The organism is Marilutibacter chinensis, assembly GCF_021725675.1.
GTDB lineage: Bacteria > Pseudomonadota > Gammaproteobacteria > Xanthomonadales > Xanthomonadaceae > Marilutibacter > Marilutibacter chinensis.
Window position 1 is genome coordinate 20,143 of record NZ_JAKJPO010000022.1, and the last position, 20,778, is coordinate 40,920.

The following is a 20,778-nucleotide window of genomic DNA, read 5'->3' on the forward strand; positions in this document are numbered from 1 at the left end:
CGGATTCCTTTCTGGCGTCCTCCGCTCCTGCTGCGTTTAGCGCTCCTACTGGAATGAGCCATGCACAACTCCATGCGCATTGTTCAGGGCAGCGGCCGCCGTGTGGTTCCGGCGAGCCTGTCGTGAAGCCTCGCCTTCACATCCGGCCAATCACTGCGGATGATGCTGAAGAGAATCGAGTCGCGTACGCGTCCATCTCGGTAAATCAAGTGGCAACGCATGATCCCTTCCTGGGTCGCGCCGAGGATCCGCATGGCGGCGCGCGAGTTCATATTCCGCGGATCGGTGATCATCTCCACCCGATTCATCTCCAGATGATCGAACGCGTGACCCAATGTCAACAACCTCACCTCTGAGTTGATGAGGGATCCTCGCACTTCCTTCGAATACCAGGTGGAACCGATCGCAAGCCGCTTATGATCGCTGATGAGGTCGTAGTAGCGCGTGGTTCCCACGATCCTGTCGTCGCTCCGCCGCCTCACAGCGAACGGATAGTGGCGGCCGTTCTCGAGTTGCTCCATCGTGTAATCGAACCACTCATCGAAATGCTCGCCCGCGCCGTTGAAATTCAGCGGGAAATAGGTCCAGATGGCGTCGTCGCCTTCGGCGGCGATCCTGAGAGGTTCACGATGGGATAGTTCCAGTTTCTCGAGAGTTACAAGCTTACCCTGAAGACGTTGCGGCAGCGCGGTTGGCATGTCGGTGGTTCCGCGAGGCTAGCTGAAGCGTTGACGGGTGTAGGATCTGCCGAGAGCCTCCAGGAGGCCGTCGATGTCGATGACGCCGAGTGCTTCATCGATATAGAAAAGCGGTTGACTGCCATCAGCGGCCTGCCCGGTGCTCACGACCGGAATCGCGCCCGCAGCCTCCAGGCATAGGACCGGCAGGCTGCAAAGCCGTATCTTGCCCCGTCCGGCAGGCCTGAAAACGGCGCTGCCAGCCCAAGCCTGCACGGCCATTCCCAGAATGGGCGGGGTGGTAATCGCGATCTGGCCGCGCTTCCTGTGAATGGTCCAGCGCAGATGTCCGGGCAAACACGCAAGGATAGGGTCCTGATACTGGTCGCGGTCGCTTTTGATCTCGGAGATGTAACAGATCGCCGCCTCCCAGGCTTCCTGCAGCATAGATCTCCGCAGGCGCTCCATGAACTGGGGTGACAGCCTGGATTGCCGCAGACCTGTGCGGGTCTGCGCAGAGGAGTCCGTGTCGTTGCGCCCCGGCCCGGCCGTGTAAGGGCGGAAGATATTCGAGGTCAGTTCGCGGTACAGATCCACGCGGACCGAGTCCGTGATGCCATCGAGTTCCTGAAGGGTTCGATAGTTTACGGTGAAGATCAGTGATTTGAGAAGCGAGACGAATCTTCCCTGCGGATTCTCCTGTTCCGGATCTGGCTCCACGCGTGCCGCCGCCTCGAGCGAATCGACGACATTGATTGGATCGAAGAGCGGCCACATCGTCTTCGAGTAGTGTGCGTGAGCGAACTTGAACAAGCGGGCTTTCGCATCCCGCTTTTCTTTCGGGAGGCGGTCGCGAAGGAGGCTCCTGTAGTCGACAATGCGGATGTACGCGTCCAAGCCGAGCCGCTGTACCCAGTAAGCCAGCGTCGACTGATATCGATCGACCTCAGCGCTGGACTTGTTGACCGCTTCATGGAAACGTAGCCCATCGGAAACGACCGTGAACGTCGCAAGCCTCGGCGAGTCTTCGGATACCGGCACGTCATATAGCCCCTCAACGACCTTGGCGATCTCATACAGGCTCAACAAAAAATTGATTTCGCCGAGATCGGGGAGGGTGCCTCGGGCCTTCAGTGGTGACGGGATCTTGAACGGAAGCGCCGGGATGACCATTTCGATCGGCCGATGATCCTGGATCAGGCGTTTCAATCGCTGGTTCAGCGCCATCTTCTCGTTGTAGCGCGCCGCATTGCGCGAGAACTCCTTGTCGAGGATCGCTTCGGTGATGAACTCCGACGCTCCGAGCGCGTCCGCGGAGCCATGGCCGTATGCCCGGAACTGCTTCCTCGCGCGCATCTGCGCCGTCTCCATGCGCCGTTGGCAGTAGGTGGCGCTGGCCGCCTTCAGGATTGGGAACAACCTGGTCGTTAATGTGCCTTCGTCAATCTGCAGGCACGATGCACTGTAGCGTTCTTGCTCGTAGAGTCGAAAGTCTGGGTTCAGAGAAATCCGATGCATGAAGTGCGAACTGATGACCCCCTCGCGAATCCTGCTGAGGCCCACCTCATACGCATCCTCGGTAACTTGCGCGCTCTGCATTCGCTCAACGCTCACTATGCAACTCTCTGTGACAAGGCTTGCCTCCAAGTCGCTTCGTTCCAACGGTGCTCCGCAGCCGGCATGCGCGCGCGCAGCCTCTTAAGTTCAAAACTGATCGACAAGATGCAGCACATGCACCGGTACGTCCGGCATCCGTGGCGCGCGGCCCCGGCCAGCTTCCCGGGTTGACGTCCCCAGTGTCGCTGTTTGTTCGTCGCCTGGTCAAGCCGTTGATGTCACAAGCGAGGGTCGTCGCACGGCGCATGTTGTACGCGGAGTTTATCGATCTACGGTGACGCCAAGGATGGAGCGGCGGCTTGGATCGTCCCGTCGCCGCATGCATCGTGTCGATTTCCGGGAGCGCATGGAGTCGTGCCCGGAGGCGGCTCTCGGGTGCCTTGATACTCCGTCGGGGCTGCGCGGTCTTGGTCGCCCGACTTTCAGCGCGGTGCGGCATGGTGCGGCGGCGTCGGACGATGCCGCCGGCGAACGCCGGCCCGCCATCGCCATCGTGGGGCTTGGCGCAGACATGGTTGCCTTAAAGCGTAATCAAGCCTGTGGTTTACGCGCTCCTATCACGCCGCTGGCCTCGGGAGGCTCCTGCCGACAAACATACGGCTACATTCGCAGCGGGTTGGTAGCTCGCGGTGGGATCGGCATGCGGCGTCCGTCGTGCGTGGGTCCGTGGCCGGATCCCAGAAGACATGGCGCCATGCAGGCATCCGAACGGAACGAGCGGAGCAAGCGGGCTCGATCCCGCCGAGCTCGAACACGTACGGTGCAGGACAAGTCCTCGGTAGTAGCTTTCTGATGTGTCGTCCTGCGGTCGTGGGCGGAGTCACCATGTGATGATCGGTCGACTGCCATACGTTCTATGCGTCGCGGACGGCCTGTCTCGCATAATCCATCTCGGGCCGTGACGTGCGCGCATCCAGACTTGGTCAACACCATTGGGGATCCCGTCTGCGGAAGAGCGAGCCTTCCGAGTCCTTATCCACTTGCCGCGAGCCGTTCGCCACGCTTCCGCATCGTCGAGAAGTGGCTCGCGCTCCGACTCGCATTTGGGTCCGGGATGAATGATTCGGTATCGCAGATACTCGACGCCACACGCACGGCGGGCGCTTCCGTCAGCCTGTGGCGAGCTGTGGTCGAGACAGGACGCGCCAAGTCGGCATAAAGTGGCCAGGTTCACAGGTTCGACGATGGCGACGGAGGGACGATCCGGCTTCCGGAGCGAGGAGATCATCGTTGGCGCCGCTGCGAACGCCGCCAACTCGGTGCGCGGCGATAGGGAGGGGGTATTTCAGCGCATGCGATGCGGGATGCCGATTGCGTCGCGCATCCTCGCCAGCCACGGATCGTTCCGTCGCCAGGATGCAATTGCCAGGTTGTATGGGCTCTGACTATGGTATACGATCGCGAGTGCCGTAAAATCCTGATGGATACTCTATGGTGGCAGATGCGGCCTCTGTACAAGGGATTCGCGCTTTTGCTGCCATCCCAGCATGCATAAAACTGGATGAGCCTAAAACGTCGACAGGAGTCGCGGAGTGGATGCGCAGCGTGCGGCATGGTGAGGATGCAGAAGCGAGCATGGAAGAAATGCATGTCGGCATAGACGCTCTCTGTACCCTCCGCCTCTCAGGACCGTATATGCCACTACCGATGGGGTCTTGGGGGTGTCCGTTCCTTCGATCCAGGGCGCGAGGCGCACAGCGGTGTCGCTTGCCTGCCGCAGGACGGACTCGACAGGACCAGATGTCATTCGAACTGCCTTTCGTGCCTTCTTTACCACAAAATGGCGCGTAAAGACGACGTGAACTCACGCCACGCTGGGTCTTCCGACAGTCGAACTACGCAATCCTCAGCGACGATGCCCCCTCGTCAGAGCGTATTGCAACTTGCGCATAATCTCTTCTCGGTCCTTGGCCACAGCCAGCACGCGTTGTCCTTGGTCTGGAGCACCAGTCGCTCGCTTGCCATAGGGATGTGCATACTGACCCTTGCGGCAGGCGTGCTACCTGCGGCGATCGCCTACGTCGGTGCGAAAATTGTAGATGCGGTACTGGCGGCGATCAGCCAACCGGATTCGACAGCGCATGGCACAGCGTTCGGATGGGTTGTGGTTGAAGGGCTGCTGGTCGCCTGCATGGCCGCGACGCAGCGCGCGGTAACGCTGCTGCAGCATCTGCTGCGCGGCCAGCTGAGTCAGCATGTCTTCGAGATGATCGCAAAAAAGGCGCTGGCAATGGAGTTGGCGCAGTTCGAAGACGCAGATATCTATGACAAGCTGGTTCGTGCGCGACAAGAGGCTCCCACGCGGCCCATATCGATCATAAGGCACATCTTCGCGCTCATCCAGAGCGTCGTATCGCTTTGCACCTTCGGCGCGATTCTGGTGAGTTTTTCGCCTTGGACGGTGGCGACTCTGCTGCTTTGCGGGTTGCCGGCATTCCTCGCGGAGTCGAAGTTTTCGGGCGATGCATTTCTTCTGCATCGATGGCGGTCTCCGGAAGGACGCAAACAGCTTTATCTCGAGAACGTGGCTCTCGATGACGATCACGTCAAAGAGGTCAAGCTCTTCGGATTGGGGCCGCTGTTGTTGAAGCGTCATCGCGACATCTACAGCAATCTGTACGCTGCTGACAAGAAACTTCTGGTTGGGCGGAACACGTGGGGCTTCTTTCTGGGGCTGATCGGTACGGCGGCACTGTACAGCGTATACGCCTCGATCGTCATGGCAGCGATCGCGGCTCAGATCACCCTGGGTCAGATGACCATGTATCTGATGTTGTTTCGTCAAGGTCAGTCGGCCATCTCCGCTGGCCTCGCCGCGGTCGGCGGCATGTATGAGGACAACTTGTATCTTTCCATTTTGTTCGACTACCTCAGAACGCCGGTGAAGCAGCGGAGCGGAGCGGACAGTGTTGGTCCGATGCAGGATGATGGCATCCGGTTCGAAAAGGTGAGTTTCCGCTATCCGGGTAGCGAGGAATTTGCGCTCGTCGACATCGATCTTCGCATCAAGCCGGGCGAGTCACTGGCCATCGTAGGGACGAATGGTTCCGGCAAGTCCACGCTGATCAAGCTCCTCACGCGTCTCTACGAACCGACGTCGGGGAGGATTCTGCTGGACGGTCTTGATCTGCAGGAGTGGAGCGAGTCGGCGTTGCGTGATCGCGTTGGGGTGATCTTCCAGGATTTCGTTCACTACAACTGGCTGGTTGGCGAGAACATAGGAGTGGGCGATGCCGACTACTTTGAGGACGAGTCTCGCTGGCGAGAGGCTGCCGTTAAGGGTATGGCCGCGCCCTTCATAACGAGTCTTCCCTCCGGCTATCGTACGCAGTTGGGGAAGTGGTTCAGGAGTGGACGGCAGCTGTCTGGCGGGCAGTGGCAGGCCATAGCCCTGGCTCGGGCCTTCATGCGAACGCGCGCCGATATCCTGGTGCTGGACGAGCCTACCTCGGCGATGGACGCCTCGGTGGAGGCCGACGTATTTGAGAGCTTCCGCGAGCGCTCTCTAGGAAAGATCGCCATCCTCATTTCGCACCGATTCTCTACCGTGCGCATGGCGGACCGAATCATCGTGGTAGAGGGCGGCCGGATAGTCGAGCGTGGCAATCACGATGAGCTGATGCGGGCGGGTGAGCGTTACGCACGACTGTTCTCGATACAGGCGAGCGGGTACCGATGATCTGGCGAAGCGCGCCGAATACGCAGCGAATCGAGCCGGCTTCCGCCCGCCCGTTTCCCGCGCTCTCCTTTGCAGCGTCAAGCGCGAGCCGTGCGAAGCGTAGCCTTCCACCTAACTGACACAGTGACAAAGGAGAACATCTGGCAGGCTAGGCCTAACGGAGGTTCTCAATGCGCAAGAGTCGATTTAGCGAGTCGCAGATCGTGTCGATCCTGAAGGAAGCCGACGGCGGAGTACCGGTCAAGTAGGTTGTGCGCAAGCACGGGATCAGTGTGCCTATGTAATGACCCAGCATTTCCTGCTCAGGTCAGGCCGCTAAGGCATACGCCTCAGCGGGTGTCTTCATGCCCAGCGCCTGGTGCGGGCGCCGGTGGTTGTAGAACTGGATCCAGTCGCCGACCACGCGGGTGGCATGCTGCTGGCTCTCGAAGCGGTGACGGTGCGTGCACTGTTCCTTCAAGGTGCGGATAACCCGTTCGACCATGCCGTTCTGCTGCGGGCAATGGGGGGGGATGAACTCCTGGCGCAGGCCGTAGCTGCGTACCAGCCGGGTGTAGTTGCGGCTGGTGAACACCAAGCCGTTGTCCGACCTCAGCAGGAAGGGGCGCGGCACCCGGCCTAGGACACCGAACCGGCTGATCAACGCCTGTTCCAGCGCGGCCGCTGCCGTCGTGGCCTTGCCGCTGCGGGACAGGTGCCAGCCCAGCAACTGCCGGGTGTGGCAGTCGATCACCAAGGCCAACGTGAGCCAGCCGTCACGACCACCCCAGACCCGGCACAGGTCCGTCGCCCAGCGTTCGTCCGGTCGCTGCGCCACCGAGGGCAGCGCCTGGATTCGCGGACGCATGCCGACGGCCCGCTTGCGGACCTGCCAGCCCTTGAGCTGGAAGATCAGCTGCACGGTGTTCTTGTTCATCGCCAGCAGTCCGGCCACCGTGCGGTAGCCAAAGGACGGCTCTTCCTCGATCAGGGCCTTGATCGGCCCGGCCAGCTCCGGCCTCACCTTCGGGGCCGCCTTGGTCGGCCGGTAATACACCGTGCGTCGCGGCTGCTCGAACCAACGGCAAAGCTTGGCCATCGACACCACCACACCCTCAGCCAGCAGTCCCTGCTGGATCGTCACCATCAGGTCTCGTCCTGTCCCAGCGGGGACGCCAATTTTTTTCGGGCGCGCAGCTCCAGCATGGCCTCGCCATAGGCTTCCTGCAGGTCCTTGAGCTGGCGCTCGTACTGCTGCCGCACGTCTTCTGGCTTGGCCCGCAGTGCGTTCTCCAGCCCGCGCTTGCCCTCGTCGACCCAGCTTTCAATCTCGGACGGCGGAATATCGAACTGTCTGCTGGCCTCGGCGACCGTCGTCTTGCCCTGGATGATCTCCAGTACCAGCGCCGACTTCCGGCACGCGGTCCATCGCTTGATCTCTTCTTCCATTACAGCGCTCATGGGTGCTCTCTCTGCAAGGTAACACCTGAGCAGGAAATCAGTGGGTCATTACATGTACCGGCTGTACTGCCAGGCTGGACTCAATCTGCGGCGCAAGCGGCCGCGTCGACGCAAGGCCGCGGCACATCGCCTGGAACGCATCACGCCGACGGCCCCCAACCAGGTCTGGAGCATGGACTTCGTGGCCGATGCCCTGTTCGATGGGCGCCGCTTCCGGGCCCTGACGGTGGTCGACAACTTCAGCAAGGAGAGCCTGGCCATCGAAGTGGACCAGCAGCTCAAGGGAGAGGACGTGGTGGCGGTGATGGAGCGGCTACGCCATCAGCGTGACCTGCCCCAGCGTATCCAGACCGACAACGGCAGCGAGTTCATCTCGATCGTGATGGACCGCTGGGCCTACGACCACGGCGTGACGATGGACTACTCCCGTCCCGGCACGCCCACCGACAACCTGTTCATCGAATCGTTCAACGGCAGTTTCAGGGACGAATGCCTCAACACCCATTGGTTCCTGTCGCTCGACGACGCCCGCCGGAAGATCGAAAGCTGGAGGGTCGATTACAATCATTTCCGGACGCACTCGTCGATCGGCGATGTCCCGCCGGCCGAGTTCGCCGCCCGGTTCATCTCCCAACCCAAGGCCGAATTTTCCAGTTCGGCTCGGGCCTAACGCGGGGAGGAGGTCAAACGCCATTGTTGGGGCGCAATTAAATTTTGGCGAACCCGAAGCTTAGGCGACGACGCCAGAATAAAGTCTGGTTGGTGCCCGCAGTCTCAGGAAAGCAATGGGCCGACGACGATCATCGCTCCGGATGCGGGACCAAGACCCAACTTGAATCGACGAACGATCTGACATCGAGATTCCTCTCGGCTGCGAACTCGTCCACCGCCCTCACGACTCCCGGCCAGCTTTCGCTGTAATCGTGTCCGCAAAGATAGCCACCGGGCTGCAATTTCGGCTGATACAGCAGGATGTCGTTCTTTACTTGTTCGTACGAGTGGTCGCCGTCTATGTAGACCACATCGATCGAAGCGTCCGGGACATTCGTTGCGAACAGTTCGGAGCTGCAGTTATGAATTAGGCATCTGGAACTAGCGATTTCCTTTCTGAATTTCTTCTGAAGTATCCGGGCGGCGTCGCCGCAGACATCGACGCATTCGAGCCTTCTCACCTTGGTGAAAGACAGGAAGACCGTAGAGGATTCGCCTATGTAACTGCCGATCTCTATCCAATGCGCCGCCTTCGGATTGGCGGAAAAAATGAAATCAACCATCTGGATAAGGCCAGTGAGCTGCGCCGTGCAGTCGGGCTTCCAGTGAGGAAAGAATCTGACCGAGCGATTTGGCAGTACTTGTTTCATGGGTATTGAGATCTCCTAAATGACCCACCTCGATGCCTTCGACGCCATTCTACTATCAGTGTCTGCGCGCCCGTGGATTGGCAGGATATCCGCCTAGCTTGGGGGGCCGGGGCGGTCTCGATTTGAGGTGCCAGTGTGGCGTAGGCCGAATGGTGCTTCTGCGTCGTTCGCCCGCGCCGAGACGCTACGCTTTGCACCGGCGGACGGCCTCCTGCCTGCAGACAATTCGAATGCGGATCCATTGCCGATCAATCGCGCCGACGAAATGTCGCTGGAATTCTCGCTTGCCACAACAACGTCCCTCAACGGCGTACGCCGCGGCTCATCACGACCCCGACGAATCCCCGATAGCTGCGAGGCCGCACATGGTGCAGCCGTTTTGAAAGGGTAATTCCTGGGGAAAGTCTGAACAACCCACCTCGGTGCCGAAGTTGGCCGCGTCAAAGCGCTGGATAGTCCTCGATCTGGTCGTGTGTGCGCCTCTTCAGGCGCGTTGGGGCGGGTTTTCCCGCCCTGCAGGCGCAATGCCCCGCCACCGGCAACAACTGCCAGCGCGCCATCCACAGGTTCGACAGCGCGAACAACGTCGGCACCTGCGCCGTGTTCTTCGCTAGACCACGGCGGCGCACCTGGGTGTAGCCGAACTGCCGCTTGATCACCCGGAACGGATGCTCGACCTTCGCGCGCAGGCTGGCCTTGTAGCGCTCCCTGCGCTCGACGTGGCGGCGCTCGCGCCGGTTTCTGATCGTGACCTCCTCCCCGCGTTAGGCCCGAGCCGAACTGGAAAATTCGGCTTTGGGTTGGGAGATGAGCCGGGCGGCGAACTCGGCCGGCGGGACATCGCCGATCGACGAGCGCGTCCGGAAATGATTGTAATCGACCCTCCAGCTTTCGATCTTCCGGCGGGCGTCGTTAAGCGACAGGAACCAGTGGGTGTTGAGGCATTCGTCCCTGAAGCTGCCGTTGAACGATTCGATGAACGGGTTGTCGGTGGGCTTGCCGTTTCCGCTGCATGCCGGTCGAACAGCCACTTCTCCGATGGCTTGATTGCTCCGAGTGGAGGATTCAGCATCCGGCACTGGAGCCGCCAGCCCCGATCACAAGGGCGGATTGCCATCAGCCGTCCAACGCTGGAACGAAGTCTCGTAATCGGGGCGGGGCTGCACGCCGAGCGGCGCCGGCACACCCAATTGGCGATATGCCCCTTCCTTGCCGCAGCGGTAATACACGCTAGGCTCAGGTACGTGGCGGCGGCGTAGGCCCGAACGCCTGATGTGGTGCCACATGATCCGATCGCCGATCAGGTGGCCGTAATCGGGCATCAATATCCAGTGATGCAGCAGCGGAAAGGCTTCGCGACCCAACAGCATGCAGTTGGTGTCTATGAAACGATCCGGGTCGGTCGCCGCGCAAGGAGCCATCGGGGTGCCATCGAGGTGGCAGAGCATTCGTCCGCTCGATACCACTGCGGCGCCGTCGTCACGGCGCGCGGCCATCAAATTGGCTATGTGCTGGGGCGCATACCAGTTGTCGGCATCGAGGAAAGCCACCGCCTCCACTCCCAGGCCGATGGCATGGTAGCTGCCGACCAGGCGCGGGGTGGAGCCGATGTCGCCGTGACTGACGGGCAGCACCACGTGGTGAGCATCCCATGCCTCTATCTCTGCCGCAGCATGGCCGTCGGCTACCAGCACATGTAGGCAGGAGAATGTCTGCGCCAGCACGCTATCGTGGCACTTGGCGAGTATGGCCAGGTCCTCCTTGAAGTAGGGGGTGATCACGGCGACGCTTGGTAGGGGAGGGCGGCTCATCGTATAGGGCTACGTCGATCGCTACTCGGGGGATAAGCGGTGGCAGTGTCCGACATCCATCCTCCATCGGATCCTGTGCCGCCAGTGGCTGGAACCGCGCACCGGCGAAGCGGGGAGTCGATGCCGATGCGGAACTGCACTGGCATGATCGGACACTTCGGCTTTGCGTTGTGCCGCGATTGTCCTGGGCTATAAGCGCGCGAATGGGGTGACGCACTCGGGCGCTTTCCGCTCAGCAGCGGCCGTCGATGGCACAACGCGCACGCAGTCCACGGCCGGTGAGGGAGAAGACATCGCCCGCGCATCGCGCTCCGCCGGCACGGTGCTGCTGTATACCATCTCCACCGCCTGTACGTTGGAATGATATGGATCACTCCCTCGAGCGTGCCGCTGCGGTATAACCAAAGACCACAGCATTATCATTTCGAGATCGCACGGGCGCTATGCTTCCGGACGCGCCCTGCATACCACCTTCTTACCGCCTGATCGTCGTTGTGACCTGTGTCGCGCCATGGCCGCAACGTGTCCGATGAGCTTCCAAGCGCAGATCCTAATAGTAGTCGGTCGCCCCCCTGGTCGGCTGCGACGATCGGATTCACTCCGGTGTTGAGGTGAAAGGCAATCACATCGGCATAATATCCACGTCGCTTCGGCGTCGCAGCGCGAGAGTGGAGCGCGCGGACCGACTATAGCTCACCCGATCCTTCCCGTCTATTTTCTCGCGATTTCCCGATGAAGCATGCGCCGGTAGGACCGAAATCGCGCCGCCCTTGCTCCGAAGATGCAGGTCGATGCCGAACATGATGGGCGGCCGATCAGAGCGTCGCTCGTGGCCGGGCATCCTGTATCAGCCGGCGGATTTTCCGGATGTGCGCCGCGGTCGTGGGAAATGACAAGTTGCGAAGGGAGCTGCTATGCTGGAGATCAATCCCTTTACCGGATTGGCTACGTACTTCCGCAAGAGCGGAAGGCGGCGCTCGAATGGGTTCGGCGTGTTCCCCATCTGACCCGTTCTGGCCGGGTCGACACCAAGAATTGAGACGGTTGCGGACGCCGACACGATCGGCGGCAAAGATCTCTTCTCCGATTGGGATTGTGAGGACAAGGGAATGATTCATTTCGTGACACTTCCGGCCCATCGATACACACACGACCTCCTTGTCACGAGGCTCGTACGAGAAGGGATTGCGGTTGGCCTGCAGGACTACGCAACACCTCCTGTCCGATTCTGCCAGCCGCAGGACACCGTGATCCTATGCGATGTCGAGCGCTTCCGAGAGGCAGACCTGAAAAGGCTGCAACGCTATGCACGGCATTGCGAAGCGGCCGGCACGCAGGTGCTCAATCATCCTCGGCGCGCGATGGGTAGGATGCGATTGATCAATTCTCTCGCGGCCCAGGGAAACGGCTTTCGGGCATGGACCGCATCGGAATTTCCTTCAGATGCCCGATTTCCGGTCTTCTTGCGGGACGAGTTCGAGCATAGTGGACCGGCTACTGAACTACTTCACGCTTCGGGCCAGGTCGCTGCCGCGCTGCGGCAGTATGACCGCAGCAGGCGTAGCGATGGGGAGCCACTCGTTGTCGAATTCGTGGACATTCGAGCGCGGGGAGATGACCGCTATCACAAGTACGGCGCCTTCTTCATGGACGGGACGGTGGTCCCCCGGCATCTTTTCTTCGCGAAACACTGGGTCGTGAAACGCCCCGATGAGCAATCCAAGGACGACCTCGCTGCCGAACGTGAATATCTGAGAGAGAACCATCATGCCGATTCGGTGGCTGAAGCTTGCAGACGTTGCGGTATCGACTACGGTCGCGTGGATTTCAGTGCCCGTAGTGACGGATCGATAATCGTGTTCGAAATCAATACGAATCCAACAGTTTTCCATCTTGAAGATTTCGAACAGGGGCCACGCCAAGAAGTTACTGAGAACTTCTACCGCGCATTCAAACGCAGCCTACCGATGAGTCGGTCCGCAGCTTCGGATAGCGCCAGCGAATTGAGCGATAAGACTGTGGCACGCCAATAGTGCGTAGGTCCCGCCAATGATCGTGTCCGAAGCGATGCAAGCCTCCGTCGTGGTTATCGGCGCAGGGCCCGCGGGGATCGACGTGGCATTGCGCCTTCATCGTGCTGGCCTTCGGACGGTTCTCGTGGAAGGCGGCGAACTGGCGGCTACAATCCAAAGCTGGCCACCAGGCACCAAAATGTTCAGTCCGAAGTACCGGGTTGTGGTCGGTGATCTGCCTTTTCCGCCGGAGCTGACCAATCGAGGACACCTGACGCGCGAACAGTACGTGCGCTATCTCAACGATGCGGTTCGTGGGTCTGGCCTTCTCGTTCTCACGCGCCACAAGGTAGTCTCAATCCAACGGGATGGCTTTTGCTTTACAGTAGGCATGCGCGCTGCGCTCGGTGGTCCTGGGCCGACTCGCATTCGCTGCCGTTTTGTCGTGCTCGCGACTGGTTGTATGCATACACCGGTCGCCCTCCGCGTTCCAGGTGAGAACCTGTCATTCGTGCGATCCTTGCCAGGCATGGACTTCGACGCGTTCAAGCCCGAAACTGTCTGCGTGATCGGAGGGCGTCATTCTGCGGTCGAGGCAAGTCTCCGATTTGTCGAAGGTGGGGCCGCGGTCACGCTCGTGTATCGTCGCAAACATTTGCTTGGCGCGGCCATCAAGAGCTGGCTGTACGACGAGGTTATAAGACGTATAGAAGGCGGTCAGATCCGTTTCCTCGAATCGACTGAAGTCACCGCGTTCGGCGCCGGAGGTCGGATCAGTATCCGGTCGAACGCTGACGGGATATCCGGGCAACTCCGATGCGACCTCGCGCTCGTCGCTTGTGGATTCACTTATGACACGAGTCTTCTTGAGAGCTCGGGTGTGGATGTTGCCGATGGCAAGCCATGTGTCGATGCATCCACCTTCGAAAGTAACATTGAAGGCGTGTTCGTCGTGGGCACGGCCGTCGCGGGTCAGCAGCAATCCGGTTACACCCATGACATCGACAATGTGTCTGGTCATGGAACGCTCGTGGCCAATCAGATCCTCCTCCGACGGCTCGGGGGTGGCTCGGGGGTAAACATTAGTGATGCAAGATGATATTCGCAGGGTTTATAAAGCTCATGGCGCAGGCAACGACTTTGCTATTTTAGTTGGCTCGGGAGAATGCATTGCCGACGAAATGGCTGCCGCCGCGCGAGAATTGTGTGATCGTCATCGGTCAATCGGCGCAGACGGGCTCGTATGGGTCGATATCGCCGCCCTGCCCGGGCCGGCGCAAGTGCGTGTCTGGAACCCTGACGGGTCGGTCGTGGGCATGTGTCTGAATGCAGCGCGGTGCGTGATGGTGCTCCTCCACCGCCTCTTCGACATCACGCAGGTCCAGATCCGTTTCGCTAACGTCGTGATCGAGGCATGGGTTGTGCCGGGTGGGGCCAGGCTGCAGTTCGCGTTGCAAGCGTCCGCAGGTAACGATCTGGAAGTGAGCGCGATCGGACCACGGGCATGGTTCGTGAACCTCGCCGACCCGCATGTCGTGATCGATTGGGATGCCAATGCGGCAATGCACGAGGCACCGCTGGCGGACATCGCCGCGGCGCATGCCTCGGGCGGCGGCCTCAGTGATCGCCCCTCCAATTGCCACTTGGTCGCACGCGACGGCGGCTCCGAATATCATCGGATCCGCTCGTTCGAGCGCCGTGTCGAAGCAGAGACGCTGGCCTGCGGCAGCGGCTGCGTCGCGTCCTATCTGGCGCTGTCGCTGGAGGGCGAACACGTTTTTCAGACGACGTCGGGCGACCGGATCCGACTGGCGAAGACGCGGTCGCACTGGTCGCTTGAGGGACCCGCCCTAATGGTGTTCGATACGGACGTACGCATTGTCGCCTTAGGAGGGGCTGCCTGAAACTGCGGCATATTCGAGCGTCCTGCCGATCAGAGTCGAGCCGATGCACCCAAGGCGTTTCGGTCGAAGGATGGTGGCGGCGTGTGCGCGTGGCGACAGGTGGGCGCCATCCGATGCAGAGGCTCGAAGTACCCGGCTTCGCAATCTACGGTTGCCGCCCGATCCGCCTATGGCCCTTGGTCCGGTCGGAGTCAGGGCCGCGGGCGTGCCTCGCCCACGTCGCGCTTCCCAAGACCGGCCCTTCCGTCCTTTCGCTGCGCCCCGTACGGAGCTCCCCATGACAACGCCATCCGCCACTTTGGGAATCCGTACCGTTCCGGCGTATCCGGAGAGACGGCGGGCGCTCTTCTACGTCTTCGACGGCGGCAGCGGGATCGGCCATCTGCGCCGTCTGGCGCGGATCGCGGACGTCATGCAGGAACGCTTCTCCTGCCTGATCGTCACCGGCCACGACGCCGCACCGCAGTGGATCGTGCCGCATGGCTGCGAGTACGTACGTCTGCCTGCGTGGGACAGCCTGATTCCATCGAAAGCTCAGTACTGGGGCCGCACGACGTTCCTCGATGCGACTCTCGATGAAGCGGTCGGGCTGCGGCGTTCGATCATCGAGGGCGTCGTGCGGGGGTTCCGGCCGGATGTGTTGATCGTGGATCACCTGCCGCTGGGGGCGCATGAGGAACTCGCGCCCATTCTCAAGACCACCCACTGCCTGAAGTGTCTTGTCACCCGAGGGATACAGAACGAAACCGAAGACCTTCAAAGGCTCGTGCTGGGAGGCCCAGCACTGGACAGCCTGCGTCACGACTACGATCGAATCTTCTCCGCCATCGATCCCGGCGTCTTCGACCTGAAGACGAACTATGAACTTCCTCCGCAGATCGCGGACAAGATCCTCTCAGTTGGTTATGTCGCGCCGGAACGGAAGGCGACGCTACGTGCGGATACGAGGACAGCGCGTGGCATCGCGAACGACGCGTTATGGGTCGTGGCATCGGCCGGAAGCGGGCAATGGGGTGAGCCTCTGATCGAGGCCTGTCTGGCGCTGGTTGAACGGTATCCGGACGTGTGCTTCGACATCGTGATGGGACCCAGGTCGCGAATGCGCCACACGGGCGACCAAGCGTTGCGAGGTACGGAACGGGTGCGGTTGCATTCGACATGTTCCAGTCTCGATTCGATGCATGCGAGTGCCGACCTGGTGATAACGTGCGGCGGATACAACACGCTTCTTGAGACCATCCAGGGGGGAGCGCGCATTCTTTGCATTCCCTATCGAACCGACGCTCGCGATGAGCCGCTGCATCATGCAACGATTCTCCGCCGGTTCGTAGACATTCGAGTCGCGGCCGACATCGACAGTTTGCTTGAACTCTTCGAAGAAGCCATCGCCGATTGCAGAAGTGGGCCGGCACGGGACCGTCGTGCGGCGCTTGACATGGGCGGAGCGGAGAGGATCTCGCGAACGATCCGTTCCGATCTGGATCGACACTGATCTGGCCGCCTCGGGCGTGCGGATCATCTTCACTGTGGTGCCGGAACCGGACGCTCTGGCGTCGATCAGATCCAGCGGAGCAATGTAGACGCAGCCTTCCGGGCTTCCGCGATGCTTGCGCATCCCGAAAGCCGCATCGCGTGTTCCAATTCGTTTGCAAGGAGCGTGATCATGTCGTTCACGCCTTGGGCGCCGCCCACGCTGAGCGCCCAGAAGACGGGGCGGCCGATAAACACCGCGTCGGCACCCAGTGCCAACGCCTTGAGGACGTCGGTGCCGAAGCGCACCCCTCCATCGAGAAAGACAGGCACTCGTCCGGACACTGCGGCGAAGATCTCGGGAAGGATGCGAATTGTGGAGATGCTGCCGTCCAGCTGTCTTCCGCCATGGTTGGACACCATCAGTCCCGCAAGTCCTGCTGCCAATGCCGGTTCCACATCCTGCGGATTCATGATGCCCTTTCCAATCACCGGCAGCGACGTCTGCCGGCACAGCGACGCTACGTCACTCCAACTTGCCGTTGGATCCAACTCCGCTCCGGCAATGGATCCGATCGGATTGTTGAAATTCGAACTCGACTGCCGGGAAAAATTCGCAGCGCAAACATCCTCGGGCAGGACAAACCGGTTGCGCAAGTTGGCCGGGCGCTTTCCAACCGTTGGACAGCCCAAACCGATCGAGATCGCTTCGAATCCGGCGGCTTCGGCGCGCGTGATCAGGTCGCGTGTCACGGCCCGGTCGCGGAACAGATAGACATGAAGCCACAGCCGAGCGCCGGGATTTTGCGCTGCGATCTCCTCCAGCGTGCGGCTAGCCATAGCGGAAACGATCATCACGATGTCGTTGTCCCGCGCCGCTTGCGCGCTCGCCAATTCGCCAAGGGGATGTGCGAGCTGATGGAAAGCGGCAGGGCTGAGTCCGATCGGGAGGCGCGACGTGCGCCCCAGATGGGTAGTCGACACATCGATCAGAGAAACATCGCGCATGACGAGCGGCAACACGCGGAGGCGATCGAAATCCTCGCGATTGGCCAGCGCGGTGACGCCGTTGTCCGCCCATCCGGCGATGTATTCGAAGATAGCGTGCGGAAGCCGCGCGCGCGCGCGCGCGTAGAAATCGTCAAGTTGAACAGGCGGTATTTCCACATCTTTCTCCGGCGATGGCGATCGGCGGTTCCGCATCTCAGCTTATGCGAACTGAGGCACGGAAAACCCAGGCCTTACACTGATCGACTCCGTGGAGTAGTGCTTCACGAACGACTCGGCGACATGCGCCACGGCCTCGGTCGTAGGGTGTCGACCGTCGCCTTGCCACAGCGGAATGCCCAAGCCGTGCATCTGAAAGAACTCGTATGCGGGGAAGTAGTAGACATGCGGGTCTTCGTGGCATTCGTCCAGAAAGGCATGGATGGCAGCGAGAAGCGTCGCTTTCGAGCGACTGTTCGCGACGTGTGGGTGGACGTTGCCGCCCGTGTGCTTGAGCGGCACAGGTGAGATCGTGAACACGATGGGCGCCTGAGCTGGCTTCGTGGCGCGGACGATCTGAACGATCTTCCGAAGATCCTCAACGCATTCGGTGACCGACAAGAAGCGGTTTATGGCTGCCCCGCTCCGCACTCCATTCAGCAGCGTCGCTCCAAGGTAGGGCGACCGGTTGAGCGTGATGAGTTGATCGTCGATTTCGACCTCCCAGATGTCCGACAGCCCCAGCGTGACGATGAACGCGTCGGCACGCATGAATTCCCGCCGGGATTCTGATGCGATCTGTGCCTTGATGGCGGCCAGTCGCTCGACGTCGGGTGCATCGATACAGTGCCGCAGGGCGTCAGCGTAGACCACGCCTCCCTCCCGTCGGGGAATGCACCATTCGACATCTGGAGCGGAATGCCCTGCAGCGCGCTGAAGTTCGTAGAGTATCGTGCGGCTGTTGTAGTGGATGCCCCAGGTGACCTCAGGGACGGCAAAGCCCTGAAATTTCAGCCAGCGGTTGATGTTCAGCGCGAAGCAGCTGCCGATGGAATAAGCGCGAGTGTCGCGCCTGAGGAATTTCGCTGCGTCTGAAAAGGATTCGAGCGGATTGTCGTCGTGTCGCCACTTGTTTCCCACTTGAGCCAACAGCGTACGCCAATACATGTCCTTCTCCCGTTTCAAATTAGTGATACGATCCGCATCGGCACTACGAATGCAGTGCTCACATTCCAAGTGGGCGGCACGCCCCCGATATCGCGGGGATCGGGGCCCGATTGTAGTAGATTGCGATGAGCTGGAACACGTGGGGATCGGATCGGCTTGCCCATGGTCGCGTTTTTCTTGAACCTAAGGCTGCCTCATCCGCTCCCTCTGGAACGTCGCCGCACGCGCGATCGCGATGCCGGTACGGCGCTGCAGTACGAGCAAGCGTCATACTGCTGGCGGCTGGAGGACGCGATACGCTACGTGGTGTCTGCAGACAAAAGGCATTCGTCGAGAACCCATGATGCGACCGACACGGCAGGCAGGGATTTCCGTTAGGCCTCTGGCGCACGCGCTGGGTGCCGAGGTAAACGGGATCGATCTTGCCAGACAACCTGACTCCGCGGCCGTCGCCTTTATTCGCGATGCCTGGAAGAGGCATCTGGTGCTGGTTTTCCCTGGGCAGGACGTCAGCGCCGAAGCTCATACTCGCTTCTGCAGCGCTTTCGGCGCGCTCAGAGAGATACGGCCGGTTGCCCATCAGGTCCCCGACGAGCCGTACGTCAGATACGTATCCAACGTCAGGGACTCCGCCATCAATCCAGTTCATGAGTCAGGCGAAATGCAGTTCCACGCTGACCAGAGCTACTTGCGGGTCCCGTGCATTGCGACGACGCTCTATGCGATGGAAGTTCCGAATGCGGGCGGGAATACCATGTTCATTAACTGCTACGACGCGTATGCCACACTGCCTCATGACCTGAAACGCGCAGTCGTAGGGCGCAAGGCGCTGAACGTTCTCGACTATGCTAGCATTCCCACGCTACGCGGCAGCGCCTTGGGTTCAAGTATGCCCCAGTGGTGGCATCCGATGGTCCGGACCCATCCTGAAACGGGCCGTGAAGCGCTTTTCGTCAACCGAATGATGACGCGCGCCGTCGAGGGTCTCGACCACGCCGAGAGCGGGGCGTTGTTGCGCCGCCTGTTTGAGCATCAAGAGCAAGAGCGCTTCATGTATGAGCATGTCTGGGCTCCGGGCGATTTCCTGATGTGGGACAACCGATGCACACTCCACGCACGCCGAGACTTCGATCCGCGAGACCGCCGGATGCTGCGCCGAGTGACGATCCACGCTAGGACAGCAGACTGACGGGCGGCGCCGCTTAGGTGGAACTGCGCCGTCTGGTACCGCAGTCTTCATGTGATCGTTGGTGGTGGAAGAATTCCCTAACCGATCGTCAGGGCGCCGGTCGGCGCATCCGGTCCTGTCCGACGCAACGCGTCTGGCCCCGGGGCAACGGTCGCATCGGCCCGGTCGATAGCGTGATCGGCCGGGTCGATCAGCCACCGCCGGACCCGGCTTGACGCCAGGTTTTGAACACCTCCACGGCGACGCTGTTGGACAGGTTGAGTGACCTCCTCCCCGCGTTAGGCCCGAGCCGAACTGGAAAATTCGGCCTTGGGTTGGGAGATGAACCGGGCGGCGAACTCGGCCGGTGGGACATCGCCGATCGACGAGTGCGTCCGGAAATGATTGTAATCGACCCTCCAGCTTTCGATCTTCCGGCGGGCGTCGTCGAGCGACAGGAACCAATGGGTGTTGAGGCATTCGTCCCTGAAACTGCCGTTGAACGATTCGATGAACAGGTTGTCGGTGGGCGTGCCGGGACGGGAGTAGTCCATCGTCACGCCGTGGTCGTAGGCCCAGCGGTCCATCACGATCGAGATGAACTCGCTGCCGTTGTCGGTCTGGATACGCTGGGGCAGGTCACGCTGATGGCGTAGCCGCTCCATCACCGCCACCACGTCTTCGGCCTTGAGTTGCTGGTCGACTTCAATGGCCAGGCACTCCTTGCTGAAGTTGTCCACCACCGTCAGGGCCCGGAAGCGGCGCCCATCGAACAGGGCATCGGCCACGAAGTCCATGCTCCAGACCTGGTTGGGGGCCGTCGGCGTGATGCGTTCCAGGTGATGTGCCGCGGCCTTGCGTCGACGCGGCCGCTTGCGCCGCAGATTGATGAGTCCAGCCTGGCAGTACGGCCGGTACACGCGCTTATGGTTGGCCTTCCAGTCCTCCCGGCGCAGCAGCACGAAGATCCGACGGAAGCCGTAGCGGACCCGCGTGGCGGCAATCTCCTCGATCCGCCGAAGCAATGGGGCATCGTCGTTCTCCCGGGCTGGTAGTACCACGCCGAGCGGCTTTGCCTGACCACCTCGCAGGCCCGGCGCACGCCGACGCGGTAACGGTCGATCAAATGACCCACGAGCGTCTTGCGCTGCGCGGGCCTCAGAGCTTTTTTGACAGCACGTCCTGCAGCATGACCTTGTCCAGGCTCAGGTCGGCGACCAGCTGCTTGAGCTTGCGGTTGTCCTCCTCGAGCTGCCGCAGCCGTCGCAGTTCGGCCACCCCCAGCCCTCCGAACTTCTTTCGCCAGGCGTAGAACGTGGCCTGGCTGATGCCCATCTTGAGGCAGATCTCCTCGACCGTCGTGCCGCTCTCGGCCTGCTTAAGGGCAAACGCGATCTGTTCCTCGGTGAACTTCGACTTCTTCATGGCGACAAGCCTCCTTGTGGCCTGAGTGTCGCCGAATTCTCTAGTACTGACTGGTCCGAT

At 60.9% G+C, this 20,778-nt stretch carries 14 protein-coding genes and 4 pseudogenes; 7 read left to right on the forward strand and 11 right to left on the reverse strand.

Annotated features, from left to right (window positions below; genetic code table 11):
• Positions 1-83: 83 nt before the first annotated feature.
• Together L3V18_RS18530 and L3V18_RS18535 are read right to left on the reverse strand one after the other, a co-directional pair.
• A complete protein-coding gene (locus tag L3V18_RS18530) occupies positions 84-698 on the reverse strand; it encodes a GNAT family N-acetyltransferase (RefSeq protein ID WP_237056888.1) in 615 nt (204 codons plus the stop codon).
• 18 nt (positions 699-716) lie between these two features.
• A complete protein-coding gene (locus tag L3V18_RS18535) occupies positions 717-2,276 on the reverse strand; it encodes an L-tyrosine/L-tryptophan isonitrile synthase family protein (protein WP_237056890.1) in 1,560 nt (519 codons plus the stop codon).
• A 1,873-nt stretch (positions 2,277-4,149) separates the two neighbouring features.
• Between L3V18_RS18535 and L3V18_RS18540 the strand changes: the two genes are divergently transcribed.
• Positions 4,150-5,973, forward strand: a complete 1,824-nt coding sequence (locus L3V18_RS18540) for an ABC transporter ATP-binding protein (RefSeq protein WP_237056892.1) — start codon at positions 4,150-4,152, stop codon at positions 5,971-5,973.
• A gap of 307 nt (positions 5,974-6,280) precedes the next feature.
• On the opposite strand, the gene L3V18_RS18545 is transcribed toward L3V18_RS18540, so the two are convergent.
• Positions 6,281-7,099 (reverse strand): IS3 family transposase, encoded by an 819-nt coding sequence (locus tag L3V18_RS18545; protein WP_237056894.1) that lies wholly within the window; start codon positions 7,097-7,099, stop codon positions 6,281-6,283.
• A complete protein-coding gene (locus L3V18_RS18550) occupies positions 7,099-7,413 on the reverse strand; it encodes a DUF1153 domain-containing protein (protein ID WP_343226361.1) in 315 nt (104 codons plus the stop codon). Before L3V18_RS18550 ends, L3V18_RS18545 begins: the two co-directional genes overlap by 1 nt.
• A gap of 55 nt (positions 7,414-7,468) precedes the next feature.
• Here L3V18_RS18550 and L3V18_RS18555 point away from each other — a divergent pair.
• Positions 7,469-8,083, forward strand: a pseudogene (locus tag L3V18_RS18555) (IS3 family transposase); the annotation flags it as partial.
• 130 nt (positions 8,084-8,213) lie between these two features.
• Here the strand turns inward: L3V18_RS18555 and L3V18_RS18560 are convergent.
• The 4 genes and pseudogenes from L3V18_RS18560 to L3V18_RS18575 form a co-directional block, all read right to left on the reverse strand.
• Positions 8,214-8,774, reverse strand: a complete 561-nt coding sequence (locus L3V18_RS18560; protein WP_237056898.1) for a class I SAM-dependent methyltransferase — start codon at positions 8,772-8,774, stop codon at positions 8,214-8,216.
• Positions 8,775-9,301: 527 nt separating this feature from the next.
• Positions 9,302-9,520, reverse strand: a pseudogene (locus tag L3V18_RS18565) (transposase); the annotation flags it as partial.
• Positions 9,521-9,538: 18 nt separating this feature from the next.
• Positions 9,539-9,787: pseudogene (locus L3V18_RS18570) on the reverse strand (integrase core domain-containing protein); the annotation flags it as partial.
• 84 nt (positions 9,788-9,871) lie between these two features.
• A complete protein-coding gene (locus L3V18_RS18575; RefSeq protein WP_237056900.1) occupies positions 9,872-10,555 on the reverse strand; it encodes a glycosyltransferase in 684 nt (227 codons plus the stop codon).
• 1,139 nt (positions 10,556-11,694) lie between these two features.
• Between L3V18_RS18575 and L3V18_RS18580 the strand changes: the two genes are divergently transcribed.
• The 4 genes from L3V18_RS18580 (at position 11,695) to L3V18_RS18595 (ending at position 15,993) form a co-directional block, all read left to right on the forward strand.
• Complete coding sequence (locus L3V18_RS18580) at positions 11,695-12,618, forward strand: ATP-grasp domain-containing protein (RefSeq protein WP_237056902.1); 924 nt, start codon at positions 11,695-11,697, stop codon at positions 12,616-12,618.
• 16 nt (positions 12,619-12,634) lie between these two features.
• Complete coding sequence (locus tag L3V18_RS18585; protein ID WP_237056904.1) at positions 12,635-13,696, forward strand: NAD(P)-binding domain-containing protein; 1,062 nt, start codon at positions 12,635-12,637, stop codon at positions 13,694-13,696.
• A complete protein-coding gene (locus L3V18_RS18590; protein WP_237056906.1) occupies positions 13,686-14,501 on the forward strand; it encodes a diaminopimelate epimerase in 816 nt (271 codons plus the stop codon). The genes L3V18_RS18585 and L3V18_RS18590 overlap by 11 nt, the downstream gene beginning before the upstream one ends.
• A gap of 277 nt (positions 14,502-14,778) precedes the next feature.
• Positions 14,779-15,993, forward strand: a complete 1,215-nt coding sequence (locus L3V18_RS18595; RefSeq protein WP_237056908.1) for a glycosyltransferase — start codon at positions 14,779-14,781, stop codon at positions 15,991-15,993.
• Between the two features lie 65 nt (positions 15,994-16,058).
• Here the strand turns inward: L3V18_RS18595 and L3V18_RS18600 are convergent, their stop codons facing one another.
• The gene (locus L3V18_RS18600) at positions 16,059-17,138 is read right to left on the reverse strand and encodes an alpha-hydroxy acid oxidase (RefSeq protein ID WP_237056910.1); all 1,080 of its coding nucleotides are present in this window, start codon (positions 17,136-17,138) and stop codon (positions 16,059-16,061) included.
• Between the two features lie 42 nt (positions 17,139-17,180).
• Positions 17,181-18,143 (reverse strand): GSCFA domain-containing protein, encoded by a 963-nt coding sequence (locus L3V18_RS18605; RefSeq protein WP_237056912.1) that lies wholly within the window; start codon positions 18,141-18,143, stop codon positions 17,181-17,183.
• 322 nt (positions 18,144-18,465) lie between these two features.
• On the opposite strand from L3V18_RS18605, the gene L3V18_RS18610 reads away from it, so the two are divergent.
• Complete coding sequence (locus tag L3V18_RS18610; protein WP_237056915.1) at positions 18,466-19,314, forward strand: TauD/TfdA dioxygenase family protein; 849 nt, start codon at positions 18,466-18,468, stop codon at positions 19,312-19,314.
• A gap of 278 nt (positions 19,315-19,592) precedes the next feature.
• Here L3V18_RS18610 and L3V18_RS18615 read toward each other — a convergent pair.
• Positions 19,593-20,718, reverse strand: a pseudogene (locus tag L3V18_RS18615) (IS3 family transposase).
• Positions 20,719-20,778: the final 60 nt, after the last annotated feature.